Below are 21,233 nucleotides of genomic sequence, written 5' to 3' on the forward strand. Positions count from 1 at the left end.
CAGCGCGGGCAGCGCGGCGCGCGCCGGGTCGGCCGTCGTGCCCGCCTCGGCGGCGTCGGCGGACGCGAACCGCTCCGGCCCGAACAGCCCGGACGGCGCCTGCCGCGGATGGCCGTCCCCGGCGGCGAGCACCTCGCGCAGCACGCCGAGCAGCTGGTCGGCCATCTCCTCGGCGTCCTGGAACCGCTGCGCCGGGTCGAGGTGCGTGGCGCGGCGCAGCAGCCGGTCGAACGACTCGAACCGCGCCAGGAGCGGGACCTCCGCGCGCGGCGGGATCCGGTCGCTGAACTCGCCCGTGTAGCCCTTGAACGGGAACGTCATCACGGCCAGCGCGCGTCCGACCGTGTACAGGTCGGACGTGACCGACGGGCCCCGCTCGGCGATCTCCGGGGCCTGGTAGCCGACCGTGCCGTAGATCGCGCCGTCCTGGTCGTCCAGCCTGCGGACGCCGCCGAGGTCGATCAGCCGCAGCTGCTCCTCGGACTGGATCACGTTGTCCGGCTTGAAGTCGCAGTACACCAGGCCGCGCGCGTGCAGGTAGGAGAACGCGTGCAGCACCTCCAGCGCGTAGGCGATCGCCTGCGCCAGGGGCAGCCCGTCCTTGTCCACCGTGGTGCGGTGCTCGAGCAGGATGTCCTTCAGCGACTTCCCGCCGACGTACTCCATGACGATGTACTCGTCACCGTCGTGCTCGACGAAGTTGTAGATCTTGACGATGTTGGGGTGCTCGACGGTGGCGAGGAACTCCCGCTCGGCCTCCGCCGCCTCCCGCGCGTCCGCGTCGCCGGTGTTCAGCAGGCCCTTCAGCACGACCCAGCGGCCGTTGACCCGGTGGTCGCGGGCCAGGTAGATCCAGCCGAGCCCGCCGTGCGCCAGGCAGCCGAGCACCTCGTACTGCCCGTGCACCATGTCGCCGGGCTTCAGCTTCGGCGTGAAGGAGAACGCGTGGCCGCACTTGGGGCAGAAGCCCTCGGCGCGTCCGGGCTGGTCGCCCCGGCTGCGGCCGACCCGCTCGCCGCAGTTCCCGCAGAACCGCCGGTTCTCCGGGACCTCCGGGTTCCGCCGGACGGCGGTCGCCGGGTCCCGGTACGGGACGCGCGGGACCTCGACCAGGCCCGACCCGAGCTGCCCCCGCCTGCCGGACGACCGGGTGCCGCCGCTGGCGGTGCCGCCCGACCCCGTGCTTCCGGTCATCACGCTTCCGGACGCGAAGCTCCCGGTCGGCGCGCTCGGCCGCGTGACCGGAGCCTGCCCGGACGCCCTGGAGGGCCCCGAAGCGGACGCCGGCGCCGCCGTGGGCGCCTGCTCGGCCGCGTTGCCGCAGACGTCGCAGTAGCCGTCCTGGATGGTGCCGGCACAGCCGGGCTGTGCGCACTTCCGCGGACCGGATGGCGGCGCGGCGGCGCCCTGCGGTCGCTGTCCGTTAGGCGGCTGCTGTCCCGATGGGGGCGGCGTGCCTTGCGAGGGGGGCATGCCACATATGACGCAGTAACCGTCCTCGACGTTTCCGGAGCAACCGGGCTGCGTGCACGGGATCATCGATCGGTTCCCTTCGCCCGCGAGTTCACGGCCTGCTGGTACCCCGACAGAGCCACCGTCGCGGCACGCAGGTCGCAGGGGGACGTCCAGAGCAGCTCGCGGGCCCGCTCGTGGATCGTCAGGAGTTCGGCGTCCTCGGCCAGCCCCAGGCGGGCGGCCTTGACGCGGTAGGCGGCCAGGCGGCCGCGCAGTTCCTCGCGGCGCTCCAGCAACCCGGTGGCGAGTTCCCGGTCGCGCTGCGCGCGGGCGCGCGCGTCGGCCGCGGCACGTTCCAGGTCGGAGAGGCGCTCGGCCAGCTCGTCCCAGCGTCCGGTGGACGGCAGGGAGCGCAGCGCCGCGAGCCGGTCGGCGAGCGCGCCCGCCAGATCGGACGGCTCGGAAAGCCCAGGCGAGGCGATCTTCTCCAGGGCCTCCGCGTGCGCGCGCAAGGCCGCCTCGTGCGCGCGCCTGACCTCGTCGACAAGGCTCTCGGTGGCGTCGAGGCGTCCGGCGTAGCCCTCGCGGAGGCGCAGGGCCTCCTCCAGACGCGCCGCGACCTCGCCCAAGCCGTTGGCGAGCCTGGTCAACGCGGATGTGTCCGGGCCGCCCTTCCGCATCAGCGACAGGGGATCGGACCGGACGACGTGTCCGGCCTCCGCGACCTCGCGGCCCAGCCTGTTCACCTCCGTGGTGGACGCCTCCAGAGCGGCGGCGAGCGCGGCCGCCTCGCGATGCCGGGACTCGGCGGTCTCCAGCGCGGGCAGCAGCGCCGTCCACGCCGCGTCCACGGCGGCGATGTCCTGCGCGACCTCGCCGTACAGGGCCGTCATCCGCCGCACCGTCGCCTCCAGCGTCAGCCGCTCCGGGCCGGGCCCGCCGAGCAGGCCGCGCTTCTCCAGCGGCACGTGCTCGGGCTCCAGCTCGACGGACCGCCCGTCCAGCAGGCGGGTCAGCTCGGCCAGCTCGGGCGACTTCGGACGGGCGTGCCGCTCGCGCAGCTCCTCGGCCGCCGACAGCGCCTGCCGGTACCGGTCGAACAGCAACCACAACCGCGCCATCCGGTCGGCCACCCGAGCCTGCAGCTCCGCGCTCGCGCCGGACATCGCCGCACCGTCCAGCATGCGGCGCCCGGGCTGCGCGTCGAGGTCGAGCAGGCCCGCGCTGATCCGGTCCCGTTCGTCCCGCAGGCGCGCCAGGGCCTCGTCGGCCTCTTCCCTCGTCATGAGCCGACCGAGCCCCGCGTCAGCCAACGCGGCTCCCCAGCAAACCCATGATCGCCCCCGCCATCCAGGAAAAAGGTGCCGTTTTGAGGGATCAGTGTTCACCATGCGCGTACGACACCTCAAGGGGAGGGCCGACCGGTGCCGGACGCCCCCGCGAAATGTCGGTGGTCGAACATATAATCGAATCATGGCGAACGTCGCGACCCCCAGTTCCGGCCGGACCAGCACGGGTCCTGCCGCCGACGCGCTCTTCGAGGTCCCCGAGCCCACCCTGACCGCCGCCGAGATCGCGTCCCTCGCGCTCTCCCTGGCCCACCTCGGCGCGGGCCCGCAGGCGGCCACCGCCCGCCGCGCCCTCCGCCACCTCATGCCCCCCGGGGCCGACCACGACGAGGTCGTCGCCACCACCCTCGCGACCCTCACCGACCCGCTCTCCGCCACCGTCGCCGACCGCGCCCGCGTGATCGCCGCCGCCATCACCGACCACCGCGTCGTCCGGCTCTGCTACGGCGACGCCGGCGCCCACGTCACCATCCGCGAGGTCGAACCCGTCACCTGCCTCGTCCATCGCGACCACTGGTACCTCGTCGGCTGGTGCCGCCTCCGCCACGGCGTCCGCGCCTTCCGCTTCGACCGCATCCTCGCCGTCGAGTCCACCGGCATGCCCGCCCGCCCCCGCCGCGCCGACCGCTACCTCCCCTTCCAGAAGCGCCGTCGCAGTGTTTGATTGAGCTTCCGGGCCGCGCCCTCGCCTGGTGGCTCGGGCGCGGCCCGGAAGCTCGTGCGAGTGCGGCATCGCTTCGCGATCAACCGTGCGGGGCTCGCCTTCGGCGTCGCCCCGCACGGTTGGTAGCGCACTCGCTGCGCGGCCTCAGGTGTCCGCGTGAGATCCGTCATGGGCCAGCCCAGGCGGCGTGCACCGTCAGCCGGTGTGCGCCAGGCCTAGGGCCTCTCATCCTGCGGGGCTCCTTGCGGGTGCTGACGAGGGGTGAGGGGTGTGTTTCTGGTGAGGGTGAGGGTGCGGGTGAGGCGGGCCAGGGGAGTTCGGTTCTTGTCGGTGGACTGTTCGGCGCGGAGGGTGTCGATGATCTCCTGGACGGACTTGCGGGCGAGGTCGCGGACCTCGGTGACGGCGAGGTCGTCGTGCTCGCGGCCCTGCCAGGGGGTGGTGTCGATGGGCGTGCCGAAGCGGAAGTAGAGGCGTTCGGGGCGCGGGACGAGCGTGGGGCCGATGCCCCGGGCGAGCGGCATCATGAAGTCGTCGCGGCCCTTGGCGCGGTCGCCCAGGACGGCGCGGGCGAGGCCGCGGGCGGGGGCGAGCAGGCGGTTGTCGGAGTCGAGGACGGTCGTGAACATCTCCTCGGCGCCGACCGAGCCGAACGGGACGATCGGGCAGCCGGCCTCGACGGCCAGCCGGGCGAAGCCGAGGCGGCGTTCCCACTGCAGCCGGTAGAGGTCGTGCCGGGAGCGGGCGGCCTCGCGGGCGCCGCCGGGGAAGATGACGACCATCTGGCCCGCGTCCAGCAGCGCGCGGCAGTTGCCGGGAGTGCCGTCCACCGAGCCGCCGACGTCCATGATCCTGCGCCAGCCCGGGATGAGCCAGTGCGCGTGGTCGGCGAGCGAGCGCACCCACACGCCGTGCCGCCGGTGGATCTCGAAGAAGATGAGCGGCGCGTCGATCACGCCGTACAGGGTGTGGTTGCCGACGAGCAGGGCGGGGCCCGAACGGGGCAGGTTCTCCAGGCCGTGGAAGACCGGGGAGGTCCAGGCGCGCCACGGGCGGAGCGCGAGGTCGGCCGCGCGGATCAGGTGGTCGGACGGCGGGGTCCACTCGGCAGGGGAGGCCATGCCGCGCATGCTAGGCGAAACCGACCAAGCGCTTGACGCAGCTGTCAGCCACGGTGACGGCACCGCAGGTCGCGGCGTCTGTGAACGTCGTCACAGCAGGAGCGGGGCGTCCGCCGGTCAGAAGAGGCCGGCGTACTCGCCGCCGTCGACGGTGATGGCGCTGCCGGTGACGAACCGGGCCTGCTTCGAGCAGAGGAACGCGACGAACGCGCCGAAGTCGGCCGGGTCGCCGACGGTGCCGGTGGGGATCTCGTTGGCGACCGCGTCCCAGTCGCCGCCGCGCAGCGAGCGGAGCCGCTCGGTCGCGTGGTAGCCGGGCTGGAGGGAGTTGACGGTCACGCCGTCCTTGGCGACCTCGAGCGCGAGCGTCTTGAGGAAGCCGGTCGCGCCGGCGCGGGCGGTGTTGGACAGGATCAGCGTCGGGATCGGCTGGCGCACCGAGATCGAGGTGATCGCGACGACGCGTCCCCAGCCGTTCTGCTGCATGGCGGGGACGGCGGCCTTGCACATCGCGACGACCGACATGAGGTTCAGGTCGAGCGCGGGGGCGTAGGCGTCCAGGGGAGTGGAGGCGAAGCCGCCGGGCGGCGGGCCGCCCGCGTTGGTGACGAGGATGTCGACGCCGCCGAGCGCGTCCTGCGCCTCGCGGACGAACGCGGTCGCGCCCTCCGGGGTGGCCACGTCGGCGAGCACCGGGTGCGCGCGGTCGCCGAGGAGTCTGGCGGCGACGGTCAGCCGGTCGCGGTCACGTCCACAGATGGCGACGGTCACGCCCTCGGCGATCAGGGCCCGTGCCGCCTCGAAGCCGAGTCCGCTGCTCGCCGCCGCGACGGCGGCGCGGCGGCCGTCCAGTCCTAGCTCCACTCTCCGAGGTTAGCGCGCGCGTTCTCCGGTGCCCTGTCGCGGGGGCTCTCCGGCGGGTCTCCGACCGGAACTCAATGGGTGGCCGAAGCTTGTTAGGTGGACGAACTGACCCGCTGTGATGATGTTGCGCAAATCACTGTCAGGCTTAGGTTTGTCTTGAACCGGTGGGGGTGCCTGCGCAGGTCAGAGCATGCGCTGATAGCCTTCTCGGGCCTTTCTTGCAGGTTGACCGTCCCCGCCGGGGTAGTAGTTGTTTTCGTCCCGCCCAAGCGTGGAAGATCTTCCCCCGGGGGCATGTGTATCGGGGGGATTGATGGCGGAGGAAAACTCCTATGAACCGGTCCATTCCGACAAGGAACTCGGAATGGACCGGAAGATCAGCCGGCGTGACTTCATGGACGGCATGGCGGTCGCGGTCGGAGGGGCCGTGGCCGCGGGGGCGCTGTCGGGCTGCTCCGCGGGCTCGTGGGGCGGCATCCACAACGAGGTGGTGAACCCGCCGGACGGCTGGAACTACGCCGGCGCGGGCAACCGCTCGTACCCGCCCGCCATGACCGGGCTCCGCGGCAGCACCAACCCGGCGATGCGCGTCCCGCACGAGCTGCGCGACGGGATCTACTGGGCCGGCGGCAAGCCCGTCGAGGACACCGGTGAGCGCTACGACCTCATCGTGGTCGGCGCGGGGATCAGCGGCCTGTCGGCGGCGCACTTCTACAAGCAGAAGAAGCCGGACGCCAAGATCCTCATCCTGGACAACCACGACGAGTTCGGCGGGCACGCGCGCCGCAACGAGTTCCAGGCGAACGGGAAGCCGCTGGTCGGCTACGGCGGCTCGCAGTCCATCGAGGCGCCCACCGTGTGGAGCCCGGTGGCCAAGAAGCTGCTCTCCGACCTGGGCGTCCAACTGCAGAAGTTCAACACGTACTACAACCAGAACTTCAACAAGCAGTGGAAGCTGAACGACTCGGAGTTCTTCACCCGGGACCTGTTCAACCAGGACTACCTCGCGGTCATGGAGGGGGACACCCAGACCGCGAAGAGCCTCGCGAACGCCCCGATGAGCGGCCAGGCGAAGGCCGCGTACCTCACGCTGCAGAACAAGCCCGCCGACTACATGGCGGGCATGACGCCCGACCAGAAGAAGCAGAAGCTCGTCGACCTGACGTACAAGGAGTACCTCCAGGACTACGCCAAGATGCCCGCGGAGGTGCTCAACTACCTCCAGACCTTCACCAGCGACGAGTGGGGTTTCGGCATCGACGCGTTCGGCGCGCTCGACTCGTGGGCGCTGGAGTACCCGGGCTTCGCCGGGCTGAAGGTGGACCGGGGGACGACGCCGAACCGGTACTGCGGTCCCACGGTCCAGATCCAGTGGAACGAGGACGACCCGTACATCTACCACTTCCCGGACGGCAACTACGGGCTGTGCAAGCTGATGATCGGGCAGCTCATCCCGAACACCGGCGCCCCCGAGAACATGGACGCCGAGCCGCTCGCCCGCATCGACTACAGCAAGCTGGACGTGGCGGGCAACGACGTCCGGCTGCGGCTGAACGCGCCGTGCGTCCGGGTGCAGCACAAGGACGGCCTGCTCAACGCGGACGAGGTGGAGGTCGACTTCGACCGCGGCGGCAAGGTGTACCGGGCGCACGCGGGCCACGTGGTCATGGCCTGCTACAACACCATGATCCCCTACCTCATGCAGGACCTGCCGAAGGACCAGAAGCAGAACCTGTTCTTCGGGACGAAGTTGCCGATCGTCTACGCGATGGTGCAGCTGCGGAACTGGGAGGCGTGGGAGAAACTGAAGATCTACCACACCCGCTTCACCAGCGGTGACTGGGTGGTCGCCGAGCTCGACTACCCGGTGAGCTTCCCCGACTACCAGTTCTCCAAGGACCCGTCCCAGCCGATCCTGGTGCACATGATCCGGATGGCCACGGCGCCCGGGTACCGCAACCCGCGCGGCGGCATCGGCCCGGGACGCCGCGACCTGTTCGCCCGCCCGTTCTCGGAGTACGAGCGGACGATCCGCGACCAGCTGACCCGGCTGCTGGCGGCGGGCGGCTTCGACCCGGCCAAGGACATCCAGGCCATCACGGTCAACCGCTGGGGCCACGGCTACGCGCTGGAGTACGGCCGTCCGTGGGCGACGTTCTGGCCGGACGGCCCGCTGCCGTCCGTCCTCGGCCGGAGGCCGTTCGGGCGGGTCACGATCGCCAACTCCGACTCGGAGAACCGCGCCTACGCCGACGCCGCGATCGACGCGGCCTGGCGTGCCGTCAACCAGATGGCCTGACGCGCCGGACGAGGACGGCCGGTGACGCGAGGAGCGTCACCGGCCGTTCCCGTCGTGTCAGGAGCGTTCCCAGCGGACGGACGACAGCGCGAGCAGCGCGACGTGCAGGGACGCGCACGACTCCACGTCGTCCAGGTCGGCGTTGAGGACGCGTTCGATGCGCCGCAGCCGCTCGTAGAACGCCGGGCGGGACAGGTGGGCGCGCTGCGCGGCGACCGCCTTGTTGCGTCCGCACTCCAGGTACAGCTCGAGGATGCGGGTCAGGTCGCTGCCGCGCTGGGCGTCGTACTCCAGGATCGGGCCGAGTTCGCGTTCGACGAAGGTCTGGAGGCGCGCGTCGTCCCGCATGAGGTGGAGCAGGCCGCGGAGCCGCAGGTCGGGCAGCCGGTAGAAGAGCCGGCCCGGGTTGGACGAGGAGCGCGCGGCGACGTCGGCGACCTGCTCGGCCTCCAGGAACGAGCGGCGGACGTCGCGGATCGACTCGACCACGGACCCGGCCGCCATCACGTAGTCGGCTCCGGACTGCTTGCGGATGCGGGTGGCCATGTCGTTCAGCGCGGTCTCGGCGTCGGCGCGCGCGGGCAGCGAGGCGAGGACGCCGACGCGGGCGTGCGGGCCGCCCTCGTCGAGGACGCCGACGAGCGCGGAGAGCCGGGCGTCCTTGCACGCGGCGGCGGCCGTCTCGGCGAGCTCGGCCAGCTCCCCGGTGATGATGGGCGAGGTCGGCGCGGACGAGGTGCGGGGCCGCAGGACGACGCCGAGCAGGCGGCGCCCGGACAGCGGGACGCCGAGGGCGCGGGCGCGGGCCGCGGCCTCCTGCGGGTCGGAGTAGGAGTGCGCGAGGATCCGGGCGATGATCGTCCGGTGCGCCTGGCGCTCGACGGACTCGGCGTGCCGGTCGAGCAGCCGGCCGAGCGCGAGCGTGGTGGCGGCGCGTTCGATCAGGACGGTCTCGCGCGGGGTGGGCGGGCGGCCGAGGGTGATGATCAGCCGTCCCCAGTCCTCGCCGCGCGCGCCGACGGTGGTGACCAGCCAGCCGGACGCCTCGTCGAACGCGGTGCGGTTGCTCGGCCGGACGGCCCGGGACCGGGTCTCCCACGCCGACAGCAGCTCGGCCGGGTCGCGGGGGCCGGAGTCCATCGCGAGCACCTGGTGGGAGAGGTTCTCCAGCACGACGGCGTGGCCGCACAGCGCGACGACCTGGCGGACGACCTCCTCGGTGGACGCGCCCTCCACCGACAGCTGGGTGAAGATCTCGTGCAGCTGCTCGGACGCGCGCAGCTCGGCGAACTGGTCCTGGAGGATGCGGGCGTGGACGGACTCGGTGATGTCCACGAACGCGGGCTCGTGCGCGAGGACGATGACGGGCAGGCCGTGCTCCTCGGCGGCGGCGAGCAGCGCGGCGGGCAGGGCGGCGGCGTAGCGGCGGCCGAGTTCGACCATGAGCCCGGACACGCCGACCTCGGCGAGTTCGGAGATGTAGACGCGCAGCCGGTCCGGTTCGTCCGGGAGGGCGATGCCGGTGGTGAGGACGAGCTCGCCGCCGTGGAGGAGGTGCGCGATGTCGGCGACCTCGGCGACGTGGACCCAGCGGACGCGGTTGCCGAGGCGGTCGGCGCCCGCGACCACTCTGGGCTGGCCGCGGCGGACCGCCTCCAGCTGGAGGACGTCGGCGACGGTGGGAAGCATCGAGCCCGATGGTATCCGACACAGTGTCAGGGTGATCCTCCCGGCCACTTACATGCTGTCGGGGTCGGACAGCCGCAGATTCTGCGGATCCGCTGATAGAGGCCCCGGACCGACTGCGGATATCGTGGCAATCTGCCTGCCAGGCCGTCAATACTTCGCCGCGCATGTTGACACTGTGCGGGTAGCCGAGCCGCCGGACGACGATCAAGGATGGGGACATGTCCGAACACGCCTCGCTTCTCCAGCGCCACCGCGCGGTCATGCCGTCGTGGCTCGCGCTCAACTACGCGCACCCGATCGAGCTCGTCGGCGGCAAGGGCAGCCGCGTGACCGACGCCGAGGGCGCCACCTACCTCGACTTCTTCGTCGGCATCCTGACGAACATGATCGGCTACGACGTGCCGGAGGTGCGCGAGGCGGTCGAGCGGCAGCTCTCCACCGGCGTCGTCCACACCTCCACCGCGTACCTGCTGCGCGGCCAGGTCGAGCTGGCCGAGAAGATCGCCCGGCTGTCCGGCATCCCGGACGCCAAGGTCTTCTTCACCAACTCCGGCACCGAGGCGAACGAGACCGCCCTGCTGCTCGCGACCTACGCCCGCAAGACCGACCAGGTCCTGGCGATGCGGCAGAGCTACCACGGCCGGTCGTTCGGCGCCGTCGGCGTCACCTCGAACCGCGCCTGGAAGAACAACTCCTACTCCCCGCTGAACGTCCACTTCCTGCACGGCGCCGACCGGCACCTGCCCCAGTTCAAGGGCATGTCGGACGCCGAGTACATCGAGGCCTGCGTCGCCGACCTGCGGCACGTCCTCGCGACGGCGACCGGCGGGGACGTCGCGGCGCTCATCGCCGAGCCGATCCAGGGCGTCGGCGGGTTCACCGCCGCCCCCGACGGGCTGTTCGCGGCCTACCGCGAGGTCCTGGACGAGCAGGGCATCCTGTTCATCTCGGACGAGGTGCAGACCGGCTGGGGCCGCACCGGCGACAGCTTCTTCGGCATCGGCAACCACGGCGTGACGCCGGACATCATGACCTTCGCCAAGGGGCTCGGCAACGGCTTCGCCATCGGCGGCGTCGTCGCCCGCGGCGACCTCATGGACAACCTGCACGCGGTCGGCCTGGCCACGTTCGGCGGCAACCCGGTCTCCACGGCCGCCGCGAACGCCACGCTCGACTACGTCCTGGACCATGACCTCCAGGCGAACGCCCGCAGGCAGGGCGCGACGATCATCGGCGGTCTCCGGGAGGCCGCGCCGCGCTTCCCGATCGTCAAGGAGATCCGGGGCCGCGGCCTGATGTTCGCGATCGAGTTCGCCGACCCCGAGACCGGCGACCCGGCCCCCGAGCTGGCCACCGCGGTCATGGAGGCGACGCGCGAGCGCGGCCTGCTGGTCGGCAAGGGCGGCCTGTACGGCAACACCGTGCGGATGGCGCCGCCGCTGACCCTCTCCGACGCCGAGGCCGCCGAGGGCCTGGGCATCCTGATCGACTCTCTGGAAACCGTGAACGGGGCCCGCAAGTGAGCAAGCACGTCACCCACTGGATCAACGGCAAGCCCTTCGAGGGAACCGCCGAGCGGCGGGGCGACATCTACGACCCGGCCGCCGGCGTGGTGTCGGGCAGCGTCGACTTCGCCTCGTCCACCGAGGTGGACGCGGCCGTCGCCGCCGCGAAGGCCGCCTTCCCGGGCTGGCGCGACACGTCCCTGTCGAAGCGGACCGCGATCCTGTTCCGGTTCCGCGAGCTCGTCCACCGGCACCGGGACGAGCTGGCCCGGCTGATCTCCGCCGAGCACGGCAAGGTCGTGTCGGACGCGGCGGGCGAGGTCGCCCGCGGCCTGGAGGTCGTCGAGTTCGCCTGCGGCATCCCGCACCTGCTCAAGGGCGGCTTCTCGGAGAACGTGTCGAGCAGGGTGGACGCGTACTCCATCCTCCAGCCGGTCGGCGTGTGCGCCGGGATCACCCCGTTCAACTTCCCGGCCATGGTGCCGATGTGGATGTTCCCGGTGGCGATCGCCTGCGGCAACACCTTCGTGCTCAAGCCGTCCGAGAAGGACCCGTCGGCGTCCGTCCGGATCGCCGAGCTGTGGGCCGAGGCCGGGCTGCCGGAGGGCGTGTTCAACGTCCTCCACGGCGACAAGGCCGCCGTGGACGGCCTGCTGGAGCACCCCGACGTCAAGGCGGTCAGCTTCGTCGGCTCGACCCCGATCGCGCGGTACATCTACGAGACGGCGGCGCGCAACGGCAAGCGCGTGCAGGCCCTCGGCGGCGCGAAGAACCACATGGTCGTCCTCCCGGACGCCGACCTCGACCTCGCCGCCGACGCGGCCGTCTCGGCCGGGTTCGGCTCGGCCGGCGAGCGCTGCATGGCGATCTCGGTCGTCGTCGCGGTCGACCCGGTCGGGGACGAGCTGCTCGCGAAGATCAAGGAGCGGGTCGCCAAGCTGAGGATCGGGCCCGGCGACAACCCCGAGTCCGAGATGGGCCCGCTGGTCACCCGCGTGCACCGGGACAAGGTCGCGTCCTATCTGGACAGCGGCGTGGCGCAGGGCGCGACCCTGGCCGTCGACGGACGCGAGACGCCGGTCCTCGGCGGCGGCGCGGACGGCTTCTGGCTCGGCCCGACCGTCCTCGACCACGTCACCGCCGAGATGGACTGCTACAAGGACGAGATCTTCGGCCCCGTCCTGACGATCGCCCGCGTCGGCTCCTACGACGAGGCGATGGGTCTGCTCTCGGACAACCCGTACGGCAACGGGACGGCGATCTTCACCAACGACGGCGGGGCGGCGCGCCGCTTCCAGAACGAGGTGGAGGTCGGCATGGTCGGCATCAACGTGCCGATCCCGGTGCCGATGGCGTACTACTCCTTCGGCGGCTGGAAGGCGTCGCTGTTCGGCGACAGCCACGCCCACGGCATGGAGGGCGTCCACTTCTACACCCGCACGAAGGCGGTCACGGCCCGCTGGCTGGACCCGTCCCACGGCGGCGTGAACCTGGGATTCCCCACCAACGGCTAGCCCGTATCCACTGGTGGACGGCCCCGGCACCGCCGGGGCCGTTTCCGTTCCCGGGCGCGAGCACCAGCCCCGCCGCCAGGCACAGGAACGGCAGGACGGGCAGGACGTACCGGTAGTCGAAGTCCGCGGACGCGATCGGGAACACCAGCAGCGTCGTGGCCGTGCCGAGCGCGAGGAGGGCCGTCCGGCCGCGCCGCAGCACGGCGACCGCGCCCACCGCGAACAGGACGCCGAGCGCCGGTCCCGGCAGGTGGACACGGTCCTGGTAGGCGATCATGCGCTTCGCCTCGGGCAGGTTCACGCGGCTCGGGGCGCCGCCCCTGGTGTAGGTGAGGATGTCGCCGAGCGCGGTCCCGCCGTGCCCGCTCCAGCCCCGTCCGCCGGGGAAGATCTGCGGGCGGTCCCGGAAGTGGTACAGCATCTCGGTCGTGTCGTTCGGGTACGGGCGCCGCCGGTTCTCGAACGTGTAGCCGACGCCGCGCAGGACGTCGCTCGCGTACGCCCGCGGCTGGGCCAGGATCGCGCGGAAGGCGAAGTCGCGCAGCGTCCGGTTCGCGTCGGGCGCGGCCACGAAGCGCCAGCGCTGACGCGGGGGGATCGTGCCGATCCAGTCGAGCCGTCCGGGAGGGATCCGCTGGGCCTGGACGCGCCGGGGCAGGCACAGGCCCTGTTCGTCCGGGGGGAGAGGGATCTTCGTGCAGGACGCCCAGTTCGCCGTCCGTCCCCACAGGAAGATCCCGTCGCTGGTCGTCAGCGCGAAGGTGCCGTTGACCTGCTGGAACCAGAACGCGTACGAGAGCAGCGGGACGGCCGCCGCCGTCCCGAAGGCCACCGCGGACCGCCAGCCGCCGCGCCACAGCAGCAGGACGAGCGGCAGCAGCGGGATGAGCGGCGCGCCCGCCGACCGCACGAGCGTCGCGGCGCTCAGCAGCGCCCCGGCGGCGACCGCCTGCTTCCAGGACGGCCGCGCCCGGTCCGGTCCGAGCGGACGCCAGAGCAGCATCGCCACGCCCGCGACCAGGAAGAACGTGAACAGCGTCTCCGACATGACCAGGTGTTCGAGCTCGATCTGGTACCCGTCGTACAGCACGGGAAGCGCCGCCAGGACGGCCGCCCACCCGGGAAGCCGCGCGCGCCGCAGCAGCGCGTACAGCATCACCGCGACGGCCAGTCCCAGGACGTGCTGGACGAACACGATCAGATAGAGGCTGTGCGCGGGCCTGAGCAGCCACAACAGCATCGAATAGCCGGTCGTGCGCGTGGGGGACGGCCGTGGGTTCAGCGCGTGCCCGATGTAGAAATACGAGTCGCCGGTGAACCACAGACCGGATGGATAGGCACGGAGCGTCGTCCAGCGCAGTGCCGTCGCGCCTAGCAGCGCGATGAGGAACAGCGCGTGCCGCCGCGTGGACGCACGCCACTCCGCCGCACCCTGCGGAAACGCGCTTCCCAGGGACGAACGTCGCCCGCCTCCACCTGACGCGGGTCCGCCCTCGGGCGGCTCGGGCTTGGAGGGGTCGGGCTCGGGCGGGTCGGGCGCGCGCAGCGGAGGCGTCCGGACGGCGGCCTGCCGCAGGGACACTCGGCGTGGAAACGCCCAGATGGCTGGAAACTTCGCGAATTGCCTGCCGGTCGAGCGGCGGCCGCGATCGGTGTCGTCGGTCACAGGGCCGTCCACGCTAGGCGCGCCGGGTGTCTCCGGGGTGAACGGGGCGCAGCACCCGGTGAGCGACGTGCGCCGGAACGGCGAAGTCGCAGGTCCGACGCGGGGATTTTCTGCCGCCCGGATGTTTCCGTCGTCAATTTTCGCCATTCGCGCCCCGACAAATAATAGCTACAAGTATTGACTGGCCCTGTGGCCGGGGACACAATCTGAACTGTCCCAATTAATGGGGACGGAATTAAAAAAGGTCACGGCCCGACAGGCGTCTCCGCACTCCGGAACCGCGCCGGCAGGAAGGTCACCCGATGACTGACGACCACTCGGCGGAGGTCGAGGCGCTTTCCCGGCGCTTTCCGGGCTGGACCTTCTGGTTCGGCTCCCGCACCGGCCACTGGTGGGCGCTGCCGCCGCGGCCCCTGGACATCGGGGACTTCGTCGAGGCCGAGACCCCGCGCAGGCTCATCGCACGGATCGAGGTGATCCAACACAACGATCTCAGGCAGCACCCGCGGAACGACGGCCTCCGGCCGTCCCGCGACCTCCGGCGGGACGCGCGGCGCCCCTCGAATCTCCTCCGTCTCGAGGGCGTCACACCGTCGCCCGTCCGCCGGGGACCGGTGGCCGCGTGGCCAGGCAGCACTGCAAGGTGATCCGCTGTTCCCCAACCTCGCCACGCCCCCTCCGGTGCCGCCGTGCCCCGGGAAACCGGCAGTAGCCCGCGCCATATCCCTCTCCAGCAACCTCCGTGTGTGGCGCGGACGCCAGCACCCACTGCCTCCCGGGTCGCGGCGGTTTCACATTCTCCGGACAACCCGGGAATGGCTCGCACGAAAGGCCGAATAAAGTGCGTCCGCGGGCCCGCTTCGATCGTGCGGCCCGATCAGGTCCGGGTGTTCCGCCGTAATGGCCGTCCGGAAACCGCCGACGCGGCGGTAAAGTCTCCCCGACGGCGGACGGGGAGCGGGAGCGACATGCTGCGGTGGACCGGTGCGGGGCGCGCGGAGCGGCGTGACGGGCGGCGTGACGGGCGGCGTGACGGACACGAGCCCGGAGGCCCGGGCCGCAGGCGCGCCCGGACGCGCGTGACGGCGGTCGCGGTGGCCGCGGGGCTGGCCGTCTCGCTCCTCGCGGCGTGCAGCGGCAAGTCCCACGAGACCGGGACGGTCCGGATGGCGACCGCGCTCGGCAAGGGCGAGGGCTCGCTGAACCTGGTCACCCTCCCCGGCCAGATGGAGAACGGCGGCAGCGACCCCCGCGTCGACTGGATCACCCCCTTCGAGGAGCGCACCGGCTGCAAGGTCGGCTGGCGGGTCGTCCGCACCCCGCAGGAGGCGCGCGACCTCCTCCACAACAAGGGCCGCCGCTACGACGGCGTCGCCGCGCCGCCCGAGATCGCCGGGCAGCTCGTCGGCGACGGCGACGTGGCCCCGGTCAACCCCGACCTCGTGGACGGCTACCGCAGGCTCGAGCCGAAGCTGCGGACCCTTCTCCGCAGCAAGGACGGCACGAAGTCCTACGCCGTCCCGTTCACCTGGGGCTTCAACCTGCTCATGTACGACACCCAGCAGGTGCAGACGCCGACCGGGTGGGGCGGGCTGTTCGACATCGACCAGGTGCGCCGGTACGGCGGCAAGGTCGTCATGCGCGACTCCCCGCTGACCATCTCCGACGCCGCCCTGTACCTGCGGTCCCACCAGCGCTCGCTGAAGATCCGCGACCCGTACTCGCTCACCCCGAAGCAGCTCGACGCCGCCGTCGGGCTGCTGAAGCGCCAGCGTCCGTACGTCGCGCAGTACTGGAGCCAGGCGTCCGACGCGGTCGGGCTGTTCGCGGGCGGCCAGCCGAACCGCGCGGGCCAGGTCACCAACGCGGTGCTGGGCGAGGCGTGGCCCTACCAGGTGGACGTGCTGGCCCGCGCGGGCCGTCCTGTGCAGGGCGTCGCGCCGTCCGACGGCGTGTCCGGCTGGATGACCGGGTGGATGATCGGCGCCCGCTCCGAGCACCCGAACTGCATGTACCAGTGGCTTCAGTGGACGGCCTCACCGGACGTCCAGCAGCAGGTCGCCGAGTGGAACGGCGTGGCGCCCGCCAACCCGCAGGCGTGTTCCGGCGACCGCCTCAAGTCGGCGTTCTGCGAGGCCTACCACGTGGGCGACCGCGACTTCATCGACCGGGTGCTGTTCGCGCACACCCCGGCGAAGACGTGCGCCAAGGGCGGTGGTGACGGCCGCGGCACGGCCTGCACGGACTACACCGAGTGGGTGCGCCGCTGGGACGAGGTGCTCGCCGCGAAGTAGCGCGGCGCGAGAGGCGGAGAGGGGTGGCGCGCCCGACCGCCCCCAGCCGGGCGCGCCCTTGCGGGGTGGCCCGGATCTCCCCCCGAATCTCCGGGTCACCCTCTCCTGGAGAGAACTCCAGTTGAGAGGCGGCCTACTCGACGGCCGCCGCTGTCGCCGACGCCGGCTCCACCACCGGTCCTTCGGCGTCCGTGTCCCGCTCTCCGTCGTTCCGCGTGGTTCTCGGCCGGCTGCGCGGGACGGGCAGGACGGGCGCGCAGTCGTCGCACGCCACCACCTCCCGGCCGTCCGGCAGTCGCCCGACGCGCACGCGCGGACGTGGCCACCTCTTGTGGCAGACGACGCACGCGTCGCCCTCACGTTGCGCGGCGCTCAGCGCGCTGGGATCGAACCTCAGCTCGCCCTGCGGAACCATTGCCATTCCCCCCGTGGCGGGAGTCGGGATCACGTAACTTCAGTTATAGATCGGCGATTGTGTTGTATCGGATACGCGGGGTGCAAGTAGCGGCAAAGCATCGGTGCGCCGATATTCCACGCTGTCGTGTCGTGACCTGCGGAGATGCGCCTAATCCGGTAGAGAGGACGCGGCCCTGGAACGGTCCGGGCGCGTGCTTTGCCGGGTGTTGGACGGTGCCCGCCTAGAAAGGAGAGATGCGGGCCGGTGCCTTCGAGCCGGGGGAGGAGGCGCCTCGGAGAAGAGGCGTCCGGTCACCGCGCCCGCGCTCCATTCGCGGCCGGGTCACGCTCGCCGCGTCGTTCGGCACCGGGCTGCTGCTGGCGATCCTGGTGGCCGCCGCCGGGATCCTGCTCCAGTGGGTCGCCCGCGCGCAGGTGCACGACGAGGCCGCGCAGGCCGCCCGCCGCGTCGCCGTCGCCGCGACGTCCGGGAGGCTTCCCGATCCCGTCCCGCCGCAGGGCCGTGCGCTGGCGATCCAGATCGTGGACGACCGGACGGGCCGGGTGCTCGCCGCGTCCGCCGCGCTGACCGGGAGGCCGCCGATGACGACGCGGCGGCCCGAGTCCAGCGACACCCGCGTGGACGTCCGGATCTGCGGCGACCGGGACGTCGCGCGCGGCTGCGCGGTCGTGGTCGGGTACGACGTCGTCACCACGTACGGCGAGGCGACGGTGTACGCGGCCGTCCCGGAGCCGTGGTTCGCCGGGAGCCTCGTCGCCGAGGCCGCGCTCGGCCTCCTCTGCGCCGGGGTGCTCGGGCTGGTCGCGGCCGGGGTGTGGCGGGCGGTCGGCCGGGCGCTGCGGCCCGTCCGCCGGATCGAGCAGGGCCTCGCCGACATCACCGCGTCGGACCTGTCGCGGCGCGTCCCGGAGCCGGACACCGGGGACGAGATCGCCGGGCTCGCCGCCACCGTGAACGCCACCCTGGACCGGCTGGAGGCCGCGGTCGCGCAGCAGCGCCGCTTCACCTCGGACGCCTCGCACGAGCTGCGCACCCCGCTGACCGGCCTGCGCACCCGCCTGGAACTGGCCCTGGACGACCCGGGCGGCACCGACCCGGAGCGCACGATGCGGGACGCGCTGCGCGACGCCGACCGGCTGCACCAGATCGTGGACGACCTGCTCGCGCTCGCCCGGCTGGACGCCGGCGTCGAGCCCGCCCGGACGGTCCTGGACCTCGGCGAGCTGGTGCGGGCCGAGCAGCGGCGGCGCGATGCGCGTCTTCCGGTCACGATCGACGCCGAGCCGGGGGTCCTGGTCGTCGGGAACCGGCTGCAGCTCGCCCGCGCCCTGGTGAACCTGCTGGCCAACGCCGACCGGCACGCCGAGTCCCAGGTGGCGGTGACCGTCCGGGCCGATACGGTCCGGGCCGATACCGTCCGGGCCGACACGGTTCAGGCCGATACCGTCCGGGCCGGTGAGGCGGGAAACGGGCGGGCGGTCGTCACCGTCACCGTCGCCGACGACGGGCCGGGCGTGCCGCGGGGCGAGCGCGAGCGGATCTTCGACCGGTTCACCCGCCTGGACGCGGCGCGCAGCCGGGACGCCGGGGGCAGCGGCCTCGGCCTGCCGATCGCGCGGGAGATCGCCGTCCGGCACGGCGGCACGCTCACCGTCGAGGACGCTCCCGGCGGCGGGGCCGCGTTCGTCCTCTCCCTGCCCCTCGCGGGTCAGGGCTGACCGTCCGCCCGGCACGACGCGGACGGGTTAGGACCGGCGCGCCGTGCCGGGCGGAGACGTCAGGACGCCTGGGCGGTGTTGTAGAGGTTCTGCGCGTCGGTGCCGAAGTAGGGCCCGAACATGTAGTTCGGCAGGAAGTTGTACTTGAAGCTGTTCACCGAGTTCTGCACGCCGGTGCCCGCCGACTCGCTGAAGCTCAGGAACCAGGGGCCGCCGCTCGCGCCGCCGGTCTGGTCGCAGCCGATGCCCTGGTCGTTGCTCGTCAGGAAGTCGTCGATGACCGAGCCGGAGCAGTAGATCAGCTTCGTCCCGTCGTAGGGCGACGCCGCCGGGTACCCGAACGCGTACATGACCTGGCCGCGCGCCTGGTTGAACGCGATGCCCTGCCCGCCGACCACGTCGGTGAGCAGCTGGCCGTTCAGCGGGGCGACCACGGCCGCGCCGACGTCGTAGTTGATGTCCTCGCCGGCGGTCCACTGCGGGGTGGACAGGGTCTTGGACGCGGCCCAGGTGCCGTAGGGCGCGTTGCCGTTGGAGTAGCCCGGGGCGAACACCCAGTCGGTGTGCCAGGCCCCGCCCAGCTTGACGCAGTGCCCGGCGGTGACGACGACGCTCTTGTTGCTGCTGGTGATGGCGTCGCCGGAGCAGGAGGCGGTCCGGCCCTGGTAGGTGAAGAAGACGCGTCCGGCGGTCTTGGTGATCGCGCCGCCGCCCGTCCAGGCCGCGCCGCCGTTGGGCTGCGAGTACTGGACGACCGCGGGCAGGCCCTTCTTGACCTGCTCGGGCGTGATCCGCCTCGCGCTGGTCAGCGTGTCCATCGGGGTGGCCGACCGCATCCGCTGCGGCGTCCAGAACCGGGCCAGCGCCTGCTGGGACGCCGTGCTCGTGGCCAGCGGGTGGACGACCGGCGCCGTGGGACCGGGGGCGAGCGGCGCGGTCGGATCCGGCGCGGTCGGGTTCGGCGCGGTGGGGTTCGGAGCGGTGGGCTTCGGAGCCGTCGGGTCCGGGAAGTACGGGGCGGTCGGGGTCCGGTCGCGCGGTGCGGTGGGAGCGGGATCCGCGAGGGCGGGGCCCGCGGCGAGCGGGACGGCGGCGGCCGTGGCGAGCAGCGTCAGGGCGATGCGGCGGGGGGTGGGGCGGTGGGGGAGGCGTCCCATCAGGTCTCCTCGAGTCGGGGGTGGAGACGGGGATGCGAGTGGAGCCCGCCTGCGGACGGTATGCCGGACGAGCTGACAGGGATAGTGGCATAACTGGACAAAGTCGGTCAGGGGGGCTCGGCGGGTTTGGGTGTTCCAGCATGTGAGGACATCGCGGGGGTTCTGTGCGGGCCGTCCACGGCGTGGCCGGTCATGGCCGACAATGGGACGGTGACTGGAACCGCGACTGGAACCCCGGCCGGCAACCCCGGAGAAGCCGCCGAGACGGCGCAGCCCCGCGAGGTGGTGGTGCTCGGCTCGACCGGGTCGATCGGCACGCAGGCCCTCGACGTGATCCGCCGCAATCCCGGGCGGTTCAGGGTGACCGCCCTGGCGGCGGGCGGCGGGCGGGTGGAGCTGCTCGCCGAGCAGGCCCTGGAGTTCCATCCCGAGGTCGTCGCCGTGGCGCGCGCCTCGGCCGCGCAGGACCTCCAGCTCGCCTTCTACGCCGAGGCGAAGAAGCGCGGGTACAGCGCGGGCGAGTACCCGATCCCGAAGATCGTCGCCGGTCCGGACACGGTCGCCGAGGTCGCCGCGCTGCCCTGCGACGTGGTGCTGAACGGCGTGACCGGTGCGCTCGGCCTCGCCTCCACGCTCGCCGCGCTGGACGCCGGGAGCACCCTCGCGCTCGCCAACAAGGAGTCGCTGATCGTCGGCGGCCCGCTGGTGAAGCGGCGGGCCCGTCCCGGGCAGATCGTCCCGGTCGACTCCGAGCACTCGGCGCTCGCGCAGTGCCTGCGCGGCGGGCGCCCCGAGGAGGTGCGCCGCCTGGTGCTGACCGCGAGCGGCGGGCCGTTCCGCGGCCGCGCCCGCGCCGAGCTGGCGGACGTCACGGTCGAGCAGGCGCTGAACCACCCGACCTGGGACATGGGCCCGGTCGTCACGATCAACTCGGCGACCCTGGTGAACAAGGCCCTCGAGGTGATCGAGGCGCACCTGCTGTTCGACGTGCCGATGGACCGGATCGAGGTCATGGTCCACCCGCAGTCCTACATCCACTCCATGGTCGAGTACGTGGACGGCTCGACCCTCGCGCAGACCAGCCCGCCCGACATGCGGCTGCCCATCGCGCTCGGCCTCGACTGGCCGGACCGCGTCCCGGACGCCGCCCCCGGCGTGGACTGGACGCGCGCCCACACCTGGGAGCTGTTCCCGCTCGACGACGAGGCGTTCCCCGCCGTCCGGCTCGCCCGCCACGTCGGAACCGAGGGAGGCACGTTCCCGGCGGTGTTCAACGCGGCCAACGAGGAGTGCGTCGACGCCTTCAGGGCGGGAACCCTGCCCTTCCTGGGGATAGTCGACACCGTCGCGCGGGTAGTGGAGGAGCACGCGGCGCGCGGCGCCCACCCGGCGGACCTCACCGTCGAGGACGTCCTCGCCGCGGACGCGTGGGCCCGGGAACGCGCCCGCGCGCTGACCGAGACCGGCTGACCGGGGGAGCGGCCCCCGGCCGGCCGGTCTGCCCGACCGCCCGAAGGGGG

Annotated in this window: 17 protein-coding genes; 9 read left to right on the forward strand and 8 right to left on the reverse strand. The window is 72.4% G+C overall.

What is annotated here, in order from left to right:
* On the reverse strand, positions 1-1,194 hold a 1,194-nt coding region (locus tag EBO15_RS13480; RefSeq protein WP_456047870.1), incomplete at its 3' end, for a protein kinase domain-containing protein.
* Here EBO15_RS13480 and EBO15_RS47485 point away from each other — a divergent pair.
* Complete coding sequence (locus EBO15_RS47485) at positions 1,181-1,336, forward strand: hypothetical protein (RefSeq protein ID WP_456047871.1); 156 nt, start codon at positions 1,181-1,183, stop codon at positions 1,334-1,336. The two genes, EBO15_RS13480 and EBO15_RS47485, sit on opposite strands and share 14 nt — an antisense overlap.
* A gap of 199 nt (positions 1,337-1,535) precedes the next feature.
* On the opposite strand, the gene EBO15_RS13485 is transcribed toward EBO15_RS47485, so the two are convergent.
* Positions 1,536-2,741 (reverse strand): hypothetical protein, encoded by a 1,206-nt coding sequence (locus tag EBO15_RS13485; RefSeq protein WP_122194712.1) that lies wholly within the window; start codon positions 2,739-2,741, stop codon positions 1,536-1,538.
* A 187-nt stretch (positions 2,742-2,928) separates the two neighbouring features.
* Between EBO15_RS13485 and EBO15_RS13490 the strand changes: the two genes are divergently transcribed.
* Positions 2,929-3,468, forward strand: coding sequence for a helix-turn-helix transcriptional regulator (locus tag EBO15_RS13490; protein ID WP_122194713.1), 540 nt, complete (start codon positions 2,929-2,931; stop codon positions 3,466-3,468).
* 215 nt (positions 3,469-3,683) lie between these two features.
* Here EBO15_RS13490 and EBO15_RS13495 read toward each other — a convergent pair whose 3' ends face one another.
* Positions 3,684-4,589, reverse strand: a complete 906-nt coding sequence (locus EBO15_RS13495) for a lysophospholipid acyltransferase family protein (RefSeq protein WP_122194794.1) — start codon at positions 4,587-4,589, stop codon at positions 3,684-3,686.
* Positions 4,590-4,706: 117 nt separating this feature from the next.
* Positions 4,707-5,453, reverse strand: coding sequence for an SDR family oxidoreductase (locus EBO15_RS13500; RefSeq protein WP_122194714.1), 747 nt, complete (start codon positions 5,451-5,453; stop codon positions 4,707-4,709).
* 364 nt (positions 5,454-5,817) lie between these two features.
* Here EBO15_RS13500 and EBO15_RS13505 point away from each other — a divergent pair, with 364 nt between their 5' ends.
* A complete protein-coding gene (locus tag EBO15_RS13505; protein ID WP_158628217.1) occupies positions 5,818-7,752 on the forward strand; it encodes an NAD(P)-binding protein in 1,935 nt (644 codons plus the stop codon).
* Between the two features lie 57 nt (positions 7,753-7,809).
* Here the strand turns inward: EBO15_RS13505 and EBO15_RS13510 are convergent, their stop codons facing one another.
* Positions 7,810-9,441: a PucR family transcriptional regulator gene (locus tag EBO15_RS13510; protein WP_122194716.1), complete on the reverse strand. Its 1,632-nt coding sequence runs from the start codon at positions 9,439-9,441 to the stop codon at positions 7,810-7,812.
* A gap of 218 nt (positions 9,442-9,659) precedes the next feature.
* Between EBO15_RS13510 and EBO15_RS13515 the strand changes: the two genes are divergently transcribed.
* Both EBO15_RS13515 and EBO15_RS13520 read left to right on the forward strand, forming a co-directional pair.
* A complete protein-coding gene (locus EBO15_RS13515) occupies positions 9,660-10,964 on the forward strand; it encodes an aspartate aminotransferase family protein (RefSeq protein WP_122194717.1) in 1,305 nt (434 codons plus the stop codon).
* The gene (locus tag EBO15_RS13520; protein ID WP_122194718.1) at positions 10,961-12,460 is read left to right on the forward strand and encodes a CoA-acylating methylmalonate-semialdehyde dehydrogenase; all 1,500 of its coding nucleotides are present in this window, start codon (positions 10,961-10,963) and stop codon (positions 12,458-12,460) included. Before EBO15_RS13515 ends, EBO15_RS13520 begins: the two co-directional genes overlap by 4 nt.
* Here EBO15_RS13520 and EBO15_RS13525 read toward each other — a convergent pair.
* The gene (locus tag EBO15_RS13525; protein ID WP_158628218.1) at positions 12,396-14,042 is read right to left on the reverse strand and encodes a phospholipid carrier-dependent glycosyltransferase; all 1,647 of its coding nucleotides are present in this window, start codon (positions 14,040-14,042) and stop codon (positions 12,396-12,398) included. The genes EBO15_RS13520 and EBO15_RS13525 overlap by 65 nt on opposite strands.
* Before the next feature lie 386 nt (positions 14,043-14,428).
* On the opposite strand from EBO15_RS13525, the gene EBO15_RS13530 reads away from it, so the two are divergent.
* Both EBO15_RS13530 and EBO15_RS13535 read left to right on the forward strand, forming a co-directional pair.
* Positions 14,429-14,773 carry a hypothetical protein gene (locus EBO15_RS13530; RefSeq protein ID WP_122194720.1) on the forward strand — a complete coding sequence of 115 codons (345 nt, stop codon included), beginning with the start codon at positions 14,429-14,431 and terminating at the stop codon, positions 14,771-14,773.
* Positions 14,774-15,094: 321 nt separating this feature from the next.
* Positions 15,095-16,420, forward strand: coding sequence for an extracellular solute-binding protein (locus tag EBO15_RS13535; RefSeq protein WP_122194721.1), 1,326 nt, complete (start codon positions 15,095-15,097; stop codon positions 16,418-16,420).
* Positions 16,421-16,553: 133 nt separating this feature from the next.
* On the opposite strand, the gene EBO15_RS13540 is transcribed toward EBO15_RS13535, so the two are convergent.
* Complete coding sequence (locus EBO15_RS13540) at positions 16,554-16,835, reverse strand: hypothetical protein (RefSeq protein WP_199744522.1); 282 nt, start codon at positions 16,833-16,835, stop codon at positions 16,554-16,556.
* Between the two features lie 584 nt (positions 16,836-17,419).
* Here EBO15_RS13540 and EBO15_RS47490 point away from each other — a divergent pair.
* Complete coding sequence (locus EBO15_RS47490) at positions 17,420-18,556, forward strand: sensor histidine kinase (protein WP_456047872.1); 1,137 nt, start codon at positions 17,420-17,422, stop codon at positions 18,554-18,556.
* A 59-nt stretch (positions 18,557-18,615) separates the two neighbouring features.
* On the opposite strand, the gene EBO15_RS13550 is transcribed toward EBO15_RS47490, so the two are convergent.
* Complete coding sequence (locus EBO15_RS13550) at positions 18,616-19,713, reverse strand: trypsin-like serine peptidase (RefSeq protein ID WP_199744518.1); 1,098 nt, start codon at positions 19,711-19,713, stop codon at positions 18,616-18,618.
* 192 nt (positions 19,714-19,905) lie between these two features.
* Between EBO15_RS13550 and dxr the strand changes: the two genes are divergently transcribed.
* The gene (gene dxr, locus EBO15_RS13555; protein ID WP_122194723.1) at positions 19,906-21,183 is read left to right on the forward strand and encodes a 1-deoxy-D-xylulose-5-phosphate reductoisomerase; all 1,278 of its coding nucleotides are present in this window, start codon (positions 19,906-19,908) and stop codon (positions 21,181-21,183) included.
* Positions 21,184-21,233: the final 50 nt, after the last annotated feature.

The sequence above is a fragment of the Actinomadura harenae genome (genome assembly GCF_003696215.1).
Classification (GTDB): Bacteria; Actinomycetota; Actinomycetes; order Streptosporangiales; family Streptosporangiaceae; genus Spirillospora; species Spirillospora harenae.

Coding starts and splice junctions, on each gene's coding strand:
- EBO15_RS13485 (WP_122194712.1), bottom strand. CDS start 2,741: ATGACGAGGGAAGAGGCCGACGAGGCCCTGGCGCGCCTGCGGGACGAA.
- EBO15_RS13505 (WP_158628217.1), top strand. CDS start 5,818: ATGGACCGGAAGATCAGCCGGCGTGACTTCATGGACGGCATGGCGGTC.
- dxr (WP_122194723.1), top strand. CDS start 19,906: ATGGCCGACAATGGGACGGTGACTGGAACCGCGACTGGAACCCCGGCC.
- EBO15_RS13495 (WP_122194794.1), bottom strand. CDS start 4,589: ATGGCCTCCCCTGCCGAGTGGACCCCGCCGTCCGACCACCTGATCCGC.
- EBO15_RS13535 (WP_122194721.1), top strand. CDS start 15,095: ATGCTGCGGTGGACCGGTGCGGGGCGCGCGGAGCGGCGTGACGGGCGG.
- EBO15_RS47490 (WP_456047872.1), top strand. CDS start 17,420: ATGACGACGCGGCGGCCCGAGTCCAGCGACACCCGCGTGGACGTCCGG.
- EBO15_RS13510 (WP_122194716.1), bottom strand. CDS start 9,441: ATGCTTCCCACCGTCGCCGACGTCCTCCAGCTGGAGGCGGTCCGCCGC.
- EBO15_RS13540 (WP_199744522.1), bottom strand. CDS start 16,835: ATGGTTCCGCAGGGCGAGCTGAGGTTCGATCCCAGCGCGCTGAGCGCC.
- EBO15_RS13550 (WP_199744518.1), bottom strand. CDS start 19,713: ATGGGACGCCTCCCCCACCGCCCCACCCCCCGCCGCATCGCCCTGACG.
- EBO15_RS13490 (WP_122194713.1), top strand. CDS start 2,929: ATGGCGAACGTCGCGACCCCCAGTTCCGGCCGGACCAGCACGGGTCCT.
- EBO15_RS13530 (WP_122194720.1), top strand. CDS start 14,429: ATGACTGACGACCACTCGGCGGAGGTCGAGGCGCTTTCCCGGCGCTTT.
- EBO15_RS13515 (WP_122194717.1), top strand. CDS start 9,660: ATGTCCGAACACGCCTCGCTTCTCCAGCGCCACCGCGCGGTCATGCCG.